This window comes from Pseudomonas sp. Irchel 3H7 (genome assembly GCF_900187605.1).
Lineage (GTDB): Bacteria > Pseudomonadota > Gammaproteobacteria > Pseudomonadales > Pseudomonadaceae > Aquipseudomonas.
Genome location: NZ_FYEA01000003.1, coordinates 207,319 through 226,268, shown reverse-complemented (window position 1 = coordinate 226,268; position 18,950 = coordinate 207,319). Strand labels below are relative to the sequence as shown.

The following is an 18,950-nucleotide window of genomic DNA, read 5'->3' as shown; positions in this document are numbered from 1 at the left end:
TCAGGCAGCCTTTTTCTTGTTGGTATGTTTCTGCTTATGCAAAAACTGATTGTCCGTGGTGCCCATTTCCTTGTACCAGGCGACCATGGCCTGAGCGCGTGAAATATTGCCCAGTACGGCGTTGGTTTGTTCACGCATGGCCGAGCGCGTGATCGGTTTCAGCCTTTGCGCGGAGGTCATATGGGTAATGTTGGGCAATATCTCGGCGGGCGAAATGACGTCGGTGCCCAGAGCGTCAAACGCGTTCTCTGCCCAGCCAGCGCGTTGTTCTACGGCGGCTTTCCATTCATCAAGCATGTTTTCGATTTTTTCGATTTTCGCTGGGTCCAGTCGATTCTTGATGTCCTCGTTATCCATTGCCTTTTTAAACAGATTAAGAAAGTGGGGGACGAACGATATGACTGCGCCAAGCACTCTGCCGATAATAAGTTCCGGGTTGAACACGGCGTTGAGGACAGGGTCGCGCAATTCGCTTTTTACATCTTTCCACGATTTGATCTCCTTGACGGGACCTTCGATGCCCAAACTTTTGTCAATGGCGCTGACAGACATTTTCGAGGTCTGAGGAATCAGCGGGCCCAAATTGATTCCGAAACTTTCCGCTACCGGATCTATCATTTTCGTAGCGACGTCGCCAGCGGCGTTGCCGCCGAACACGTTCCCTACTGTCGGATAAGCGGCGATTTCAGTGGGAGGGGGGATAATTCTATCGACAAATCCGTTACCGAGACTTCCTCCGTGGGTGGATGCGGCATACCAATAACCGCCTTCGACGACTAAGCTCAGCACCATATTTCTGTTGAGTCCAATCGGATGGAGAATGTTATGCAGCTGATTCACCACCTCCGTGGAGTAATTGTTGACGACTGAAACAAATTCCGACGTCAGTAAAATCACGCTTTCCGCACGTTTGTTGCCGTCAGGATCGACGTAGCGCATCGGGTTGTTGCCCACAAACGCATAAAGATTCAGCCCATCGGCCTGCTCTGCATCCGCACTGATCCAGCGCTGCAACCACGGCGCGTAGTACCGTGCTCCGTAGTAATACAAACCGCTGACGTCCATCTCTTTGCCCGAGTAGCGGATGAACCTGTATTCAACGTCGATCTCGTGGGAGGCGGCTATCCACGCTGTTTCGCCGAAGGGGTAGTAACCTTCCTCGCTGATCACATCGGCCTGTTGATCGATCTCCATGACGCAGGAACCGAGGTGATCTTCGAGGGTGTAGCGCAGTTGATTGTTTTCAATGCCGCCGGGGCGTCCGCTGACCCAGTGCAGACAACGCGCATTGCCGAGGGTGATGACGTGCAGCTCTTCGCCGTTGTCTTTGCTGCGGATTTCCAGGCCGGGCAGGTAACGCACCTGATGAAAGTGGCGGGTCGTGTCGGTAAACCATTCATGGCATTTGAAGACGCGCTGGCCCTGGCTGTAACGGTAATGCTCGGCGTCGCTGTTGCTGTTTTTTCGAGTCACCAGCGGCACGCTTTCCAGCTCATCGCGCGCGTTCCATTGCAACGTCGACCCTTGCTTGAGTTCCAGCTGATTGCCGTGGCGATCAAACAACGTGTCAAAGTCCGGCAGATCGTCGCCGGTTCTCCAGCGCACGCCGCGGTTGCTGTTCGGGTCGACGCACATTTGGCGAGTAAAGGGATTGCTGTTTCGTACGTGACGCAGTTCGATCAGATTACCGCCGTTGTCGTATTGATAGGTCTGGGTGTAATTGAGTCGATTGTTCGGATCGCCCGGTTGCGGCAGGCCGGGAATGTCCGGTGGCGGGGCGTCGTCGTAGCCGGTGGCGCTGGTCAGTCGATAAAGCGAGTCGTAGGTGAAATCGCGGTGGCCGTCGATCAACTGGTTGGCGAAGTAGCGTGGCTGAAAGGCGTGGTCTTCGATGCGAGTGATATTGCCGACACGGTCGTAGAAGTATTCGACGTTTTGCAGGACGCCCCCGCCGTCCTTGCGACTTGATTGAGTGTGCAAACGAGCGTCCGCCGGGTCGTAGGTCCACTGACTGCGCACCTGATTGCCGGCCAGTTGCTCGATGATCTGGTCGTTGGCGTTGTACTGCGTATCCAGCAGCACCGCTTGCCAGTCCGGCGTGCCGCTGATCCACAGATCCGCTCGCTTGAGGTGCCCGGCCAGACCGTAACAAGAGCGGCGCCGATGGCCGCCGGCGTCGGTCTGTTCCAGAACTGCGCCCATCGGGCTGAACACCGAGTGGCTGCTGAACGCTGCCTCATCCTGGAAGGTGCGCGTCTCGCTCAGCGGCTGGCCACTGAGGGCAAAACTGTCGGTGCGCAGCGAACTCGAGCGATCTTTCTGCTCCCGCAACTGGCCACGCTGGTTGTGCCCCGCATCGGCCGAGGCGTCGGAATAGGTGAACACATCGACATTGACCTCGCCATTTTCCTCGACCGCGATCACTCGTAATTGCTTGTCGAACGTCGTGCGCCAATGGCTGCCGCGCTCGTCCCAACGCTCCAAAGGCTCACCGGCCCGCCCGGGCAGGGTCAGGCGCCAACCGGCGTCGACGCTGTCGGATTTCAACACCGTACCGTCCAGACTGTAGACCGTGGTCAGGGCAGGTGCCGACAGGCGTGGGTCCCACTGCTCGATCAGACGTTCGGCGTGGTCATGTTGCTGGTGGCTGACAAGGGCAGCAGGTGTGTCATCGGCCACGTTACGCAGGTAAGCAACTTGCCGTACCGGCAGGCCCCGGGCATCGCTCACCGCGAGCGCGGGTGTACGCCGGTGCACATTGGCAGTCATGACCGCGATGCCTTGGCTGGCGGGGACGGCTCGGCGGTGTCATTGAAGTCTTCGCTAGTGTGAAACCAGGGGTGGTACGTTTCTCGAGAGCAATCGCCCTTGGCGTTGACCACTTTGATCTGTCGGCCAAGGGCGTCATAGAACACCTGATCGAAGAAGCCCATTTCGCGCAGCGACTGATCGTTGACGTAACCGTGGGTATCGGCGAAAAACGGCCGAAACTGACGGACCGGCAACCCCTTGTTGTTGTATTCGACCCGTTCGCTGATGCGCCAGCGCGAGTCAGTATCGACCTCTTTGAACTGGCCATCTTCGACGATCAATGAACCGTCGTCGCCCACGGCATATGCCTTGCCCGGATCGACCCGTTGCTGGGTTTGCAGAGCCCTGCCAAAGCCGTCGACACAGGCTTTGACGATCTGGACCTGCCTTAACGGATCATCGGGGTAGCGGTCGGCACTGAGGATCACGCTGTGCACCGGTTCTCGGCGCACCGCACCGATCGCCTGGTGCAATGCCCGCTCTTCAGGCGTCAAGGCTCCCTGGCGCCGGGCGAGTTTTTGCCGCGCACTGGCCCTGATGTGGCCGCTGGGCAGGAGATAGCCTTGGGCAATCCATGCGCTGGCGCCGTTGGCGATCTGCCCCATCCAGCTGAACAGATCCTTGCGCAGGGTACTGGCGGCTTTTTGCACGGCGGCGGGCGGATCGGCAATCGCCGTAGCCGGGCGCCGATCCTGCGGAGGCAAGTAGTCGCTCAGCGGGTTAAAACCCGCAGCCTTGTCGTTTTCGGTGCCGTAAAAACTGCTGGCCAAGGGCTGGCCGGAAGGTTCATGGAGCGCTTCGTGAGTGTTGTCGTTGGCATCGATGATGCGCAGCGGTTGCAGCGCGTGGTAGTCGTATTCAATGCGCGTGGTGCAGCCATCCGGCAGTTCCACGAGGATAACGGCCAGCGCATGAGCGTCATATTCGGCTCGGGTGTGGCCATGGCTGAGGGTTTCGCGATAGCGCAGTACCTTGTAGAAACCGTCGAGGCTGGCGTATTCGGCGTAGCCGAAATTTGCCGACCACAGGTCATGCTCCGTGCTGCCCAAGGGATTTACCCAGAACAGAAACGGCATGGGCAGATAGCCAATCTTCTCCAGTTCGTCACGCACATTGAAGGGCGCAGGCAACACGCTGTAAGCATCCAGCGCAGTCTTGTCCAGTTGTGCCAATTCCAGTGGACCGGCCAGGGCCTCGAATCCGGCAACGCCGTCGTCCAGCAGTTGGCCATCGGTGCTCAAGTAGCGCTGTACAGATTGCGTGATCAGCATCCGTTCAGCGTTCCAGTGCGCCGAATCCTCATGTTTCTTCAGGCACTCATAGGACACTTGCTCAGGCGTAAGCCCGGTGGGCAGTGTGCCTTTGGACAAGACCAGCGCATTGCCACGCTGCTGATAGGGCAAGCCGAGGCGCCAACGCAGCAGGTCTCTGATCAGATCGATAAACGTTGCACGGCTTTCATTCAGGTAAAACGACTGTTGCGCCAGGTCATGGGCGTCGCGCCACCATCGCTGTTCATCAGGATCCTTGAACGGTGGCGTATCCTTTTCTGTGAGTCGCCGGCCGTAGCTCACTGTGATGGAATGCGTCGGCTGACCGTGGACGTTGTGGCGCAGGGTCACCTCATTGCGACAGCGTGGATCATCGATAAAACCGTCGTACTGGTAACTGATCTTCTCCACCACAAGGGACAGCAGAACGGCGGCAGCATAAGGACCTTGCTCGCGCACTTCACGTACCAGGTAACGCAGCTCCTCGACGGTATAAAGCGTCGCAGTTTCGCCGCTGTCCACAGCTGTATCGGCATAGGTCTCGATGCGTGTGACGGCGCCGACCAGCGCCCGGGAGATCTGATACCGGGCGTCGTCATCGTGCGCAGGAATGATTTCATCGACATCGTCTTGTGAGTGATATCGACTGAACAGGGTGTTGCCCAGGGCTACCGCGTGTACATCCCGATTGAAGTAGTCGTCGCGCGGTCGATCCATTGATTGCCCGGTATGAAACCAGGTGCAGACCCGCATCGGTTCGCTGAATCCGGTGCCCTCAGCGCCGGTGGCGCTCTCACTGTCGGTTTGTTGCAGCAGGCCGAAACCACGGAACTCGCGCTCACGGCTGTCGTAGAAGCCTTCGCGCCAAGTGAAAGTCTGCGTCAGAACGTTGCCGGTGATTTCATCCAGTTGCTGCTGTTTATGGACCACCGCCACCGGGAACGGCAGGTGGCACGCCGGAAAACGTCTAAGGGTGGGCATTTGGCGTTTTTCATCCAGCCATTCCTGCGCCGAGCTGCGGTAGACCACGCTGGCACTGCAACCCATGTTGTTGTTACTGCTGGTCAGCAGATACGGCTTGGCCGAGACGAAATCGTAGCGCCAGTGCTGCGGTTGCATGTGCGTCACCGTCAGGATCAGGCTGGCGCAGCCCAGGCCTTGCAGATCGGCGAAGCTCACTTGACTGAGCCGGTCGTAGCGCACGCCGTCCGGCCACGGTACGTTGATCGGTGTTTGCTCCAGACCATTGCCGCCGCGATTCAGGTAGATCTCGAAGAACTCCGATTGCAGGTAAATCAGCGACGCGGCACCGGAGCCGTCCAGGTCAGCAAGGCGCACGCGGGACGAGTCGAACGTTTCGTATCTGAAAGGCAATTCGCCGATCTTGCGACCTCTGCCAAACCGGCCGTGACCCAGGTTCGGCCAGCAGCGAATTTCGTCGTGACGTATCCGGCACAGCTCGGGCATGTCGCTGCCCAGCAGGTTGCCCAACAGCACCAGTTCCGTGCGGGAGTTGCTAAACAGTGGCAAGCGGTCGTCGTCGGGCTCGTGCGGCACCTCTTCAGGCGCGGCGAAGCCTTGTTCGCGCTGGTTGGCGTACAGCCGCACGGAGTGCGGCCCGATCAACGCCAGGCTACTCAAACCGTCGCCGATCAAGTCACCAAGCGTCGAGAGGGTGTTGAAAAACTCCGGCGGGAATCTGCCGAAAGGGACGAAGTCGGCAAACGTGCGTTGTTCTGTCAGGGTGCGAAAACCACTGATGCCCGGTTGTGCGGTGACCCAGTCGAGCCGACCGTCACCCGTCAGGTCGGTCAGCAGTTGCTGGACCGGACGGTTGCGATCAGCGACCGGAATCTTGTCCAGCGCGAGCCAGGGCGCATAGTCGATTTCATCGGGGCCTTTCGTCGCGCGGCGTGGTTCGCGGTAGTACCAACTCTGGTCATAGCGGCAGAGAAAACCCGGGATGCCTTCGCCATAAAGATCGACGCACTGGTAAAAACCACCGTCCTCGATACCCGGCTGAACATCGAATTCGAGGAAGCGCGCCGGGGTTTTATTGATGTCGAAAGGGGCGTAGTCGAACTCGACCGGTGGTGTGTTTTCGACTACGCCGCTGGCATCGAATGCCTGATAGTGCGCCGCGCTGATCTGGCTGTAGGCCCACTGCGCGATATTTTGCGGTTGTTGATATTCCAGTAACAGGCGGCGCACCAGTTTCGGTTGCTCAGTCGATTGCCCGGGAAAGTGATGAAACAGCAACGCCTGTTGGCAGAGTCTGCGAGTGCCCAGTTCAAAACCCTGACCGTGGGTTGAAAAACGATCAGGACGGACTGTCCAGGGTTTGAGGGAGTCACCGTCATATACCGGGATATCGGTCAGTGACGTGCTGCGCTCGCCGTAATCGAACAGCAGATGAAAGTGCCAATCCAGTTCGGCCGGATTATCCGTTGTCCAACTGTACAGATCGCTGCTGGCCGTGAAGTTGCCGTAACACACGCGGCGCAGATAACGCTGGGCGCGGTAGTCATGCAGCGGGTCGGGATCCTGATCATCGGCCTTGTATTCGAAGCAGATGTGTTCGCCGCGCGCGTTCATGCTTTCGCACAGCAGCCATGTGGCTATGTGTCCAGGGGCGTCCGGGTCGGCAACTCGTGTGGCTTCGGTTTTGCCGTAAAGGTGCAGCGAGCCGTCAGCGCCGTGTATCAACCAGAATACCGGTGGATCGGCTTCCCCGGTTTGCCGCTGCCAGCGCTCGCGCAGGGCGAAATCGCTTTCCACTCGAGGCCAGTAGCGCACGACTCTGTGCGGGCCGATGTCGACGCTGTTGTAGGTGCTTTCCTCACGGAATTTGAATTCACCGTTTTCATCCAGCTCCGGCATCCACACTTCGCCATCGACCCCGATGATCTCGTCGTGGTCGGAGTAACGCGGCACGCCTTTGTTGGTTCTGCGATTGATCTGACCGACGCCACCCAAATGCCAGGACAGGCCGAACGGACCATTGCCGCTTTGGCTGCTGTAATTCAGCGAAAACTGCGGATCCCAGCCCCGCCCGGCAGACGTCGGAATCGGCAATTCGAACGACGCCGCCCCGGTCGGCCCCACTGCGCCCCAGCTTTTGCCGATGGTAGCGATCGATGCGCTTTTGGCGATGGAAGGGGTGGTGATGCTCAGCTCTTGTTGATCAGGCATGGTCGAATCCATTGCGCGCGAGAGGGGCGTGAATGGACTGACGCTAACAAGAACAGCGCATAAATGAACCTGTCAGATCTGACAGGTGCGCAAGATCATTTTGTGTGCTTCGGCAGGTTTTTTATCGCGATTGGTTTGCACATATAAAAACGGCCGGGTCATCCCTCTGGATGAACCGGCCGTTTTCAGGGGGCGAAGGGCTTACTGCACTTCTACCGCCAGGCTTTCGCTGATCTTCTGTTGCCAGATCGCAGGGCCGGTGATGTGCACCGACTCACCTTTGCTGTCCACCGCAACGGTGACCGGCATGTCCTTGACCTCGAACTCGTAGATCGCTTCCATGCCCAGTTCGGCAAAGGCCAGCACTTTCGACTTCTTGATCGCCTGAGCGACCAGGTAGGCAGCGCCGCCGACAGCCATCAGGTACACGGCTTTGTTGTCCTTGATCGCTTCGATCGCGGTCGGGCCGCGCTCGGACTTGCCGATCATGCCCAACAGGCCGGTCTGCTCGAGGATCTGCCGGGTGAACTTGTCCATTCGCGTCGCGGTGGTCGGGCCCGCCGGGCCAACCACTTCGTCACCGACCGGATCAACCGGGCCGACGTAGTAGATGAAGCGACCTTTGAGGTCCACCGGCAGGGTTTCACCTTTGTTGAGCATCTCGACCATGCGCTTGTGCGCGGCGTCGCGACCGGTGAGCATTTTTCCGTTGAGCAGGACGGTTTCGCCCGGCTTCCAGCTCTGCACGTCTTCCGGGGTCAGGGTGTCGAGGTTGACGCGACGGGCCGACGGGCCGGCTTCCCAGACGATTTCCGGGTAGGCGTCCAGCGGTGGCGCTTCCAGCGAGGCCGGGCCGGAACCGTCGAGCACGAAGTGTGCGTGACGGGTGGCGGCGCAGTTCGGGATCATGCACACCGGCAAGGACGCGGCGTGGGTCGGGTAATCCATGATCTTCACGTCGAGCACGGTGGTCAGGCCACCGAGGCCCTGGGCGCCGATGCCCAACTGGTTGACCTTCTCGAACAGCTCCAGACGCATTTCTTCGATGCGGTTCTGCGGGCCACGGGCTTTCAGCTCGTGGATGTCGATGGATTCCATCAACACTTCCTTGGCCATGACCGCGGCTTTCTCGGCGGTGCCGCCGATGCCGATGCCGAGCATGCCCGGTGGGCACCAGCCGGCGCCCATGGTTGGAACGGTCTTCAATACCCAGTCAACGATCGAGTCGGACGGGTTGAGCATGGCCATTTTCGACTTGTTCTCGGAACCGCCGCCCTTGGCCGCCACGTCCACTTCCACGGTGTTGCCCGGGACGATGGAGTAGTGAATCACGGCCGGGGTGTTGTCCTTGGTGTTTTTCCGAGCACCCGCCGGGTCGGCGAGGATCGAGGCACGCAGGACGTTTTCCGGCAGGTTGTAGGCGCGACGCACGCCTTCGTTGATCATGTCGTCCAGGCCCATGCTGGCGCCATCCCAACGCACGTCCATGCCGACGCGCACGAACACGGTGACGATACCGGTGTCCTGGCAGATCGGGCGGTGGCCGGTGGCGCACATGCGCGAGTTGATCAGGATCTGCGCCATCGAGTCACGGGCCGCTGGCGATTCTTCGCGCAGGTAGGCTTCGTGCATCGCCTGGATGAAATCCACGGGGTGGTAATAGGAAATGAACTGCAGGGCGTCGGCAACGCTCTGAATCAGGTCGTCTTGCTTGATCACGGTCATGAGTCGCGCTCCTCTAAAAGACGGGAACATTCAATAAGGTGCCTGCGGCTTGGGTGCATCGGTCGGTCGCAAGCACCTTTCAAGGCACGCCGGGGCTGCTGGCGCGACGCTAAAAAGGCGCGGCAGTATACCGCGCCTCGGTGGGGCGTACACGCGCCGGCAGTCATTCGTTGGTCGCATGGGTGGGCGAATATCGGACAGCGGGTTTGCACGTCAAGATTTACCCCCTCACCCCAGCCCTCTCCCCCAGGGGGGCGAGGGGGAAAGGGAGCCGATCTTGATGCTGTTCAAACCTGAGCTCGACTCAGGAAAGGGGTCGATGTGCATGCTGTTCAAATCTGGTTTCGACTCAGGAAAGGGAGCCGATCTTGATGCTGTACAAACCTGAGTTCGGCTCGGTATTCCAGGTCGGCGTATCACCAACAACCGACTCGGTCAGTCCCCTCTCCCTCTGGGAGAGGGCTAGGGTGAGGGGCTTTTGGCGGTATAAGCAGGCCACACTTTTGACGTCAAATTTCGAGCCCGAAAATCGGTGGTCATTTATCGACTACGCCTCTAAAGTGGCAGCCGGTCTGTAGAGTAGGACACTCGGTCAGCCTCTTATCGCACGGTGAGTCAACGATTGACCCATAACGCCATTCAACGTCTTTTGCTCAAACGCTTTGCCCTCGCTGCGGCCACCTATGGATTGGCTTTGCTGCTGCTGTGGCTGTCGTTTTTCACGGGTCATTACGAGCAGTCCCTGACTTCTGTGGCCGTCGGCAGTGCGCTGGTGGTGATCAGCCAGTCGCTGCTGTTCGCACTGTTCTGGAGCGGGCGCAATCTGCGCTTTGCCGATCCCAGCCTGACCGAAGCACAGGTGCTGATCGGTCTCGGCTGGCAGACCTGGCTGATCGCCCATCTGGATGAAGCCCGCGGCGCCTTTCTGGTGTTCTACGTGTTGATCCTGCTGTTCGGCCTGTTCCACCTCAGTCGACGGGCGTTCATACGCTGTGCCCTGCTGGTGTTCTTCAGTTTCTGTGCCATCACGCTGTGGGACGGCTACTACTTCCGCTTGCGCGAGCCGGCGCTTGCCGCCTTGCAGGTGTGCATTCTGGCGATGGTGCTGGCGTGGCTGGTGCTTTACGCGCGCTTCGTCCAGGTTTCGCGACAACGCCAGCGCCAGCGCCGGTTTGCCTTGCAGGCGCATCAGGACACCCTGCGCGGGATGATGCGTCAGCTGGAAGATCTGGTCGCCACCGACGAATTGACCGGGCTGTTCAATCGTCGGCATTTTCTGCGTCTGGCCTCGCGAGAGCTGAATGCGATGGACGACGATGTCGTGCACGGCCTGGCGTTGATCGACCTCGACCACTTCAAACGCATCAACGACCTGCACGGTCACGCGGCGGGCGATCAGGTGTTGCAGGCCTTCGCCGGCGTTGCTCAAGCATGCCTGCGCGACGGCGATGTGCTGGCGCGTTATGGTGGTGAGGAATTCGTTGTGTTGTTGCCCGATTGTGATGCCGAAAGGTTGACCGCGTGCTGCGAGCGTCTGCGTATTGCTTTCACCGACGTTGAACTGGTCGGCCTGAATGTGCGCAACCTCAGCCTGTCGGCCGGCATGACGCTGTTGGCATTGGGCGATGATCTGGACGACGCCTTGCAGCGCGCCGATCAGGCCTTGTATCGGGCCAAGCGTGACGGGCGCAATCGTTGTGCGGCCGCGTGGGAGAACGTCGATGCCTGAACTTCGCGTCGGTGAACGACACTGGTCAGTGGCCACGGGCAGCAACCTGCTCGATGCCCTCAATCAGAATGGCGTCGCGGTGCCTTACAGCTGCCGCGCCGGCAGTTGCCATGCCTGTCTGGTGCAATGCGTGCAAGGCCTGCCGGCTGACAATCGGCCGGACGCCTTGAGCGCCGAGCAGCGTCAGGAGGGCTGGCGCCTGGCGTGTCAGTGTCAGGTCGTCGAAGATTTGCAGGTGCATACGTTCGACCCGATCACCGACGGTCGCCCGGCAGTGGTCGAAGCGCTGGACTGGCTCAGCGACAGCGTCCTGCGTTTGCGCCTGACCCCGCAGCGGCCGTTGCGCTACAGCGCCGGGCAACATCTGGTGCTGTGGATCAATCACATCGCGCGGCCGTATTCGCTGGCAAGCCTGCCGGAAGAAGACCGCTTTCTCGAATTCCATCTCGATTGCCGCCAGCCCGGTGAATTCAGTGATGCCGCACGGCGCTTGCAGATCGGCGACCCGATCCGCCTCGGCGAACTGCGTGGCGGCGCCTTGCATTACGACCCGGACTGGCACAACCGGCCGCTGTGGCTGCTGGCCGCCGGCACCGGTTTAGGCCCGCTGTTCGGCGTGCTGCGTGAAGCCTTGCGTCAGGATCACCAAGGCGCGATCCGCGTCATTCACGTCGCCCATGATGCGGGCGAGCATTATCTGGGCAAACCCCTTGCAGCGCTGGCTGCACAGCGGGAAAACCTCAGCGTCGAGTTGTGGACAGCGGCCGAGTCAGCCGCCGCTTTGGCGCAACTGCGCCTTGTTTCCCGACAAACCCTGGCCTTAGTCTGCGGCTCGACGGCCAGTGTCGATGCCTTCGCCCGACGTCTGTACCTGGCCGGATTGCCGCGCAACCAACTGCTGGCCGACGTATTTTTGAGCCGTGGTTGAGCGCTGAATTTCAGACGCGAGACACGCCATGACTGATGCCATCCTGCTGGAACGCGAACGCGGTTTGCTGACCCTGCGCCTCAACCGCCCGGACAAGAAAAACGCTCTGACCCGCGCCATGTACAGCCGTCTCGCCGAGGCGCTGAAGCAGGCCGATGGCGACCCTGAAATCAACGCCGTGCTGATCACCGGCAGTGCCGAGTGCTTCACCGCCGGTAACGACATCGCCGACTTTGTCCAGCAACCGCCGAGCGACCTCGACAGTCCGGTGTTTCACTTCATGCTCAATTTGCTCGAGTGCCGTAAACCGGTGATAGCGGCTGTGGCCGGCGCGGCGGTGGGCATCGGCACCACGCTGTTATTGCATTGCGATTTGGTCTACGTCAGCCGCGATGCGCGGTTGCGCATGCCGTTCGTCAATCTTGGATTGTGTCCGGAATTCGGCTCCAGCCTGATTCTGCCGCGTCTGCTCGGCCAGGCCAAAGCAGCAGAGCTTTTGTTATTGGGCGAAGGCTTTACCGGTGAACAGGCAGCGGCGTGGGGCATTGCCACCGAAGCATTGGGCAGTGGCGATGCGGCGTTGCGCAAGGCACGGGAGGTGGCGTTGCGTTTCGACGAACTGCCGGCTGAGGCGGTGCGTATCAGCAAGCAATTGATGAAGGCGCCGGATCGCGAGTTGATTCGTAAGGTGATCGAGGAGGAGGGCGCATTGTTCACTCAAAGACTGCGCTCGCCGGAAGCGTTGGCGGCGTTGACCGGATTTATCAAACGACATTGAAAAGCCAGCCCTCACTCAGAGGGAGAGGGAGCCGACCGAGGTGTAATGCGTTATACATCGACTTGAAAGAACCGGTCGGATTCAGCGCAGAGATAACAGGTCGGTGCAATTCTGCAATATCCCTCAATCGGTTCCTTATCCCTCTGGGAGAGGCTAGGGTGAGGGGCTTTCGATTCAACGCAGACAACAAAAAGCCCCGGCACTCACATGCCGGGGCTTTGGTTTTTCAGCGTGTCACTCAGACCTGCGGGTCGCCCACGTGCAGGATCTTCATGCCGTTGGTGCCGCCGGTGGTGTGGTAGCTGTCGCCTTTGGTCAGGATGACCCAGTCGCCTTTTTCCACAACGCCGCGCTTGACCAACTCGTCGATCGCCTTTTGGCTGACTTCGTGCGGTTCCAGCGAAGCCGGGTCGAACGGTACGGTATACACGCCACGGAACATCGCTGCGCGCGCCTGTGTTTCACGGTGCGGCGAGAACGCATAGATCGGCACCGAAGAGCGGATACGCGACATGATCAGCGGGGTGTAGCCACTTTCGGTCAGCGCGATGATCGCTTTGACGCCCGGGAAGTGGTTGGCGGTGTACATGGTCGCCAGTGCGATGCTTTCGTCGCAGCGGGTGAATTCCTTGCCGATGCGGTGGCTGGAGGTTTTACCGGTCGGATGCTTTTCAGCGCCGACGCAGATGCGCGCCATTGCCTGCACAGCTTCCAGCGGGTACTGGCCAGCGGCGGATTCGGCCGAGAGCATCACGGCGTCGGTGTAGTCGAGCACGGCGTTGGCCACGTCGGACACTTCGGCGCGGGTCGGCATCGGGTTCTGGATCATCGACTCCATCATCTGGGTCGCGACGATCACAGCCTTGTTGTGGCGGCGTGCGTGCAGAATGATTTTCTTCTGAATGCCCACCAGTTCGGCGTCGCCGATTTCCACACCCAAGTCACCACGGGCAACCATCACCGCGTCGGACGCCTTGATCAGGCCGTCGAGGGTTTCGTCGTCGGCCACGGCTTCGGCACGTTCGATCTTCGCCACCAGCCAGGCGGTGCCGCCGGCTTCGTCGCGCAGTTGACGGGCGTATTCCATGTCGGCAGCGTCACGCGGGAAGGACACCGCGAGGTAGTCGACTTCCATTTCAGCGGCGAGCTTGATGTCGGCCTTGTCTTTTTCCGTCAGGGCCGGTGCAGTCAGACCGCCACCGCGACGGTTGATGCCTTTGTGGTCGGACAGCGGGCCGCCGATGGTCACGGTGCAATGCAGTTCAGTGGCGGTGGCGGTATCAACGCGCATCACCACGCGGCCGTCGTCGAGCAGCAGCTCGTCGCCCACGCCGCAGTCTTTGACCAGATCCGGGTAGTCGATGCCGACCACTTGCTGGTTGCCTTCGGTCAACGGATGGCTGGTGGAGAAGGTGAACTGGTCACCGATCTTCAGCTCGATCTTTTTGTTGGCGAATTTGGCGATACGGATTTTCGGGCCTTGCAGGTCACCGAGCAGGGCGACGAAGCGACCGTGCTTGGCTGCGAGGTCACGCACCAGCTTCGCGCGAGCCTTGTGCTCGTCGGGGGTGCCGTGGGAGAAGTTCAGACGGGCAACGTCCAGACCAGCCAGAATCAGCTGTTCGAGAACTTCCGGCGAGTTACTGGCCGGGCCAAGGGTAGCGACGATTTTGGTACGACGGACGGACATGCAAAGACTCCTGAGTTCAAGCGCTAGCGAAGGCTACTATGCTCTTGGGGTGTAGTCATTGTTCGTTTGCACTACTTAATGTTTTCTTTATTGAACTCGACAACTGGCGCAAACACTTCTGAAGATTTCTCGGCAAGGGTCGATACAGAGCACAAGACAGGAGAACCTTCATGCGATTCGTACCCATTGCCGCCCTTGCCCTCAGCGTCCTCGCCGTTTCGGGCTGCACCCGTTGGTCGATGAACCATCATTTGAACAACGCCTACAGCGCCTATGACCGTGGCAATTGCGAGCAGGTCATGCTCGAACTGTCCAAGGTCGAACGCGCCAGCCGCGCCCGTCCGTACGTGTGGCCGGAAGTGTCGATGATGCGCGGCCAGTGCCTGGAACGGCAGAAAATGTTTGTCGACGCGGCGCAGACCTACCAGTTCATCATCGCCTCGTACCCGAACAGCGAATACGCCTACCGCGCCCGTGCCCGTCTGGAAACCTTGCAGAGCCTGGGCCACTACCCGACGCGCAGTGCCGCTGCCGTGGTGCGACCGACCCGTTTCTGATGACAGTTGTCATACAAAATCTGGCTGTGTGTACAAGCTGAGCTATAGTCGAATAACCCGGATTCAGCGTCAGGTTCCTGAATCCGGAGCAACACCCGCGACTGGCAGTTGTAAGGTGACGGCGACGTAGCGACCGTTACACCGGAAGCGGGGAGAGCGGCCGGCGAATCCGGCTCGTTCCGAAGCAAAGGTGCGGCTCTGTGATGGAGCCTTGCATGGCGAACTGCGCATGTTTACCGAACGGATCGAACGGCATCAGTTGCCGTATTTCCTCAGAGTGTTCAACAGCGTCACCGACAAGCCCATCGGTTTTCTCGGCAACCTCTCCGAAGACGGGCTGATGCTCATCAGCCAACTGCCCATGATGGTCGGTGTGGATTTTCAGTTACGCCTGAAAATCCCCGCCAGCGATGGCTGTCAGCAGGTAATCGACCTCACGGCTTGTTGCGTGTGGTGTCACGAAGACGCCACCCCGCTGCACTACGACGCCGGCTTCGTCCTGCAACGCGCGCCGCCGGAATTTGGGCAGCTGGTGCAGGCGTTGCAGCGCTATTTCAGTTTTCAGCCGTTGCCGGCTTCTGCCTGATTCAAAACCGCTAAAAGCTTTGCGAGCAGGTTCACTCCCACACTGGATCCGGTGCACCTGCATCCTGTGAGAGCGGGTTTGTCCGCGAAAGCATCTTCACTGGCACGCGCTTATTAACGGTCGGGTTGCATCAATTGCGCCCGCTCGTTATTCAGCCTTCTCTCTCAGAAACAGTTTCCGATCAGTCAGTTGATCGACAACTGATCAGGGGTTATCCGACCGAAACAAGTCGGTTTATTCGCTGGAAAAAATACCGTTCGTCGGGACTGTCAGATCTTACAGGTGTGCACTTGCACAGGCTGAGCGTTCAATGTTTTTGCAACAGGAACAAATCAGCTCAGCAAAGTGCGGAGGTTTTTATGAGTGACAAGAGAAAAAAACTGACAACTTCAAATCCGGACGGTCTTGAGGACGTCAGCGCTACTCAGTCGATTTCAGAGGAGGAGTTCAAGTCGATCGATAGTGCTCAGACAGTCACCAAAACACTGCGCGTCAGTGTGGGTAACTTTATAGGTGATCTGACTTTTAGCTATTGGTGGAAACATGGTGGAGGTTTGTTTTATTGCTATTCCTCACAATATCGTATTACCCAGTTGGTTAATCAAGGAGGCAACAAAGCAAACTTGCATTTTAGTTTCGACTCTAGTCAATGGTGGGGCAACGACTCCCCTGATGCCATGTGGCAGGACGGCGAGTGGCATAGCTATCCTCGCGGTGGATGGATTGCTGCCAACGGACGTGCTCGAGTCTTTATCAGATACATCTTCGATAAAGGGGGGTCTGATCCAGTGGGCTCCAATGAAATTTGGGTGGACTTTAGTATTTGAATGATGTTTGGCTTTTTTATGTAAAGTCTTAAACAACAGGGAGGCTGCAGATGATTACTGAAGGCGAGTCAGAGGGAGTGCTGATTACTTCGATTACAACTCCGGTGAATAATGCCTATGTGAGAAATGGCGATATTGTCGTTGCCGGTAATTCAGATGTTAACTTCCCTATCGTTTTGCGTATGTTCAGTGGAAATGACGAGGTCGCTGCCGAAACGATTACGCCAAAAAATGGGCGCTGGGACACTGTGATAAAGGGCGTGTTCCGACCCGATCAATACAGGCTTGAGCTCCAGCCGGTTGGTGGCGTGAAGGTGACGGTGAATCTACGCGTCACACCAGTGACGATCATCTCTCCCGTTTCCGGAGAGGAAGTCGACGAACAATTCTCCATACGAGGAGCCGGTGGCGAGTATGGCGTGGGGACGGTGAGGGTGCATAACGCATCGACTGGCGGGGTCTTGGGCAATGCTGACATTCAACCCGATGGGACGTGGGAAAAGCGCTTGACGCTATCAGGTAACAGCGCGTCTTACTTTGCCACGCAAATCATCGGCGATTTTCCTTCGCCCCCATCTGCAACGATCAATGTCACGAGCAGATCGACGCCCGTCATCACCAGCCCGGTTGAGCCTTTACAGAATTGCTCTTTCTCGATCGGTGGCACGCAGGGCTGGCCCGGCTCAGTCATGCAGATTTTCAAGGATCTATCGACCATTCAAGTGGGGGAAGATGCAGTATCCGCTGCCAACTGGTTTGCTCCAGTCATTGTCGAGCCAGGCCCCGTCTCGCTTGTCGCGATGCAAACCTTTGGCGGCGTACCGTCCAAGAGAAGCGCCCCCCGCTCTTTCCGAATCCGCCCTCCCAAACTGGCAGAGCCTGACGTCACCCTTCTTCCTGATACAAGCTTGAAGTTCTCCGGCTCCGGCCATTTCGATCAAAACCTCTCGACCGAAATCCAGTTCTCTGCCAGCGACGGCTCGCTGCCTTTGCCGCCCAACGTCCGCGTCAATGCCCAGGGCTATTGGGAAACGGCCCCCGTTGTCTGGTCTCTGGGCAGCTACAAGATGAAGGTGATTCAAAAAATCGCCGACAACGCCAGTGGCTGGATCGAATCAGAGCCTGTTGAATTCGAAGTTCACAACGACATGCCGGATATCACCGAGGCGAGCTACACCGAGGAGTATCTACCGGTCTTCAGCGGCAAAGGTTATACAGGTGCCACCGTCTCGCTCAGGTTTCCCGATACAAACGAGGCTGCACGGAGTGTAGTGGTCGTGAACGGCCAATGGTCGACGTCTGCATTGGTGGATTGGGGGCCAACCAACAAGCGGGAAGTGCGCATTACACAGCATCTGGGAGACCATCCCTCGCAACATCCTTTCATCGTGTACGTCACGATTCCACCGTTGGCGCCAGGCGTGGATGATCTTGGCGAAGAGGGGCTGGAGCCGGTATTTCGCGGCACTTGCTTGTCGGGCGCCACGGTGAGCATCAGGTTCAGCGACGATACCGAGACGCATGTGGCGACCGTGACGGGATCCACCTGGACATTTCAGCGACCAACCCCGTTCGAGGCAAATATCGAACATGCTGCGGAGGTCACGCAAACAATCCTCGATCTCCTTTCAAAACCGACCTCGAAAACCTTCACTGTCCACAGAGTCATGTTGCAACCGCTCATTGTCGCGCCGGGATCCGGCTCGGAAGTGGGGTTCGACGTCACCATTGAAGGTGATAACGGCATGCAGGGCGCGGTGATGCAATTACATGACAGCCTGATGGGAGGAACGCTGGGTGATCCGCTCGAATTGCTTGAGGAGGGCAAATGGTCTATCCAGTTGCTCGGTCTGGACCTGAGGGAATATTTCCTCCATGCGCAGCAGACGCTCAACGGGCGAGATTCGGCAAACAGTGCTGAGCACAGGCTCAAGGTGGTGGTGCCGCCGCCTCGATTCACGATGCCGATCCCTGGCGGGAGAGCGCCGCGCACTTCGAAAATTGCTGGCACCGGCAGAGCTACCGCGCAGGTGGAGGTCTGGCTGGAAGGCGCTACTGAGCCATTGCTGACGGATATTGAGGTGAACGCGTCAGGCAACTGGGATGCCGAAGTGAGTTTGCCGGTGGGCAACACGACCATCTGGGCTTTTCAAACCTTCGTCCACAATGGCATTGCGCAGCGCTCTCAGGCCAATGAGCGTTTGCGTTACAAGGTTGTGCCGGCGGCTCCGTTTATCGAAACCCCGACTGCCGATGACCATGTCGGCCGACGGGTCGTGGTCTCGGGTTTCGCGACGCCCGGCGATACCGTGACCGTGACGCTGGGTAGCGACCAGGCCAGCGCCGAGGTGCGGGAAAACCGGACGTGGTCGGTAACGCTGGAGCCCGGTCAAGACGAGGGCAATCATGAGCTGGACGCTGTGGCGGCTTGCGAAGGGTTTGTATCCGATAGCGCGAAACGCACGCTTCAGCTGGCAACTTATCTGCCCACCGTTGAGATCCCAGAACCGGGACGCTGGGTCAGCAACCCGGTGCTGTTTGCCGGCAAGGGCCGTCAAGGCGTCGGTGTTCTGGTCGATCCGTTCAACCCGGACAAGACATGGCTAGCGTCGATTCAGGTCGACCCTGACTGGCAAGGCCTGTCTGACCAAACGCTACCGTTGGGCGGCAACTGGTGTCGTTTCAAGCTGCAGCCGAGCGACAGCGATCCGATGGGTTCTGACTGGGTCGTCAGTGAGCGGTTTGAAATCGAATCAGTGCCGACGGATAAAACCCGGTTGTAAATTTCCGATGAGCGGTCATAAAACCTGTCATTTCTGACAGTTGGCAGCGACTGCGTTCAAGCGCTAAATCCTT

General features: G+C 58.8%; 11 protein-coding genes. 7 read left to right on the top strand and 4 right to left on the bottom strand.

Annotated features, from left to right (window positions below; genetic code table 11):
- The 3 genes from CKW38_RS07060 to CKW38_RS07050 all read right to left on the bottom strand — a co-directional run bounded on the left by CKW38_RS07060 (nt 1) and on the right by CKW38_RS07050 (nt 8,999).
- Nucleotides 1-2,769, bottom strand: a complete 2,769-nt coding sequence (locus CKW38_RS07060) for an RHS repeat domain-containing protein (protein ID WP_095112301.1) — start codon at nt 2,767-2,769, stop codon at nt 1-3.
- Nucleotides 2,766-7,274, bottom strand: coding sequence for a SpvB/TcaC N-terminal domain-containing protein (locus CKW38_RS07055; RefSeq protein WP_095112300.1), 4,509 nt, complete (start codon nt 7,272-7,274; stop codon nt 2,766-2,768). The genes CKW38_RS07060 and CKW38_RS07055 overlap by 4 nt, the downstream gene beginning before the upstream one ends.
- A gap of 201 nt (nt 7,275-7,475) precedes the next feature.
- On the bottom strand, nt 7,476-8,999 hold the full coding sequence (locus CKW38_RS07050) for a fumarate hydratase (RefSeq protein WP_095112299.1): 1,524 nt from the start codon (nt 8,997-8,999) through the stop codon (nt 7,476-7,478).
- 622 nt (nt 9,000-9,621) lie between these two features.
- On the opposite strand from CKW38_RS07050, the gene CKW38_RS07040 reads away from it, so the two are divergent.
- The 3 genes from CKW38_RS07040 to CKW38_RS07030 are packed head-to-tail and all read left to right on the top strand — an operon-like array spanning nt 9,622 to nt 12,434.
- Nucleotides 9,622-10,728 carry a diguanylate cyclase gene (locus CKW38_RS07040; protein WP_095112297.1) on the top strand — a complete coding sequence of 369 codons (1,107 nt, stop codon included), beginning with the start codon at nt 9,622-9,624 and terminating at the stop codon, nt 10,726-10,728.
- The gene (locus CKW38_RS07035) at nt 10,721-11,656 is read left to right on the top strand and encodes an iron-sulfur-binding ferredoxin reductase (RefSeq protein WP_095112296.1); all 936 of its coding nucleotides are present in this window, start codon (nt 10,721-10,723) and stop codon (nt 11,654-11,656) included. Before CKW38_RS07040 ends, CKW38_RS07035 begins: the two co-directional genes overlap by 8 nt.
- A 28-nt stretch (nt 11,657-11,684) precedes the next feature.
- Complete coding sequence (locus CKW38_RS07030; protein ID WP_007916244.1) at nt 11,685-12,434, top strand: enoyl-CoA hydratase-related protein; 750 nt, start codon at nt 11,685-11,687, stop codon at nt 12,432-12,434.
- Nucleotides 12,435-12,672: 238 nt separating this feature from the next.
- Here CKW38_RS07030 and pyk read toward each other — a convergent pair whose 3' ends face one another.
- Nucleotides 12,673-14,124 carry a pyruvate kinase gene (pyk, locus tag CKW38_RS07025; protein WP_007916243.1) on the bottom strand — a complete coding sequence of 484 codons (1,452 nt, stop codon included), beginning with the start codon at nt 14,122-14,124 and terminating at the stop codon, nt 12,673-12,675.
- 170 nt (nt 14,125-14,294) lie between these two features.
- Here pyk and CKW38_RS07020 point away from each other — a divergent pair, with 170 nt between their 5' ends.
- The 4 genes from CKW38_RS07020 (at nt 14,295) to CKW38_RS07005 (ending at nt 18,877) form a co-directional block, all read left to right on the top strand.
- Nucleotides 14,295-14,681, top strand: a complete 387-nt coding sequence (locus CKW38_RS07020) for a tol-pal system YbgF family protein (protein ID WP_007916242.1) — start codon at nt 14,295-14,297, stop codon at nt 14,679-14,681.
- Between the two features lie 229 nt (nt 14,682-14,910).
- Entirely contained in the window at nt 14,911-15,267 is a 357-nt protein-coding gene (locus CKW38_RS07015; RefSeq protein WP_007916241.1) for a PilZ domain-containing protein, read from the top strand.
- A gap of 359 nt (nt 15,268-15,626) precedes the next feature.
- On the top strand, nt 15,627-16,094 hold the full coding sequence (locus CKW38_RS07010; protein ID WP_095112295.1) for a hypothetical protein: 468 nt from the start codon (nt 15,627-15,629) through the stop codon (nt 16,092-16,094).
- 50 nt (nt 16,095-16,144) lie between these two features.
- Nucleotides 16,145-18,877, top strand: coding sequence for a hypothetical protein (locus CKW38_RS07005; RefSeq protein ID WP_095112294.1), 2,733 nt, complete (start codon nt 16,145-16,147; stop codon nt 18,875-18,877).
- Nucleotides 18,878-18,950 lie beyond the last annotated feature (73 nt).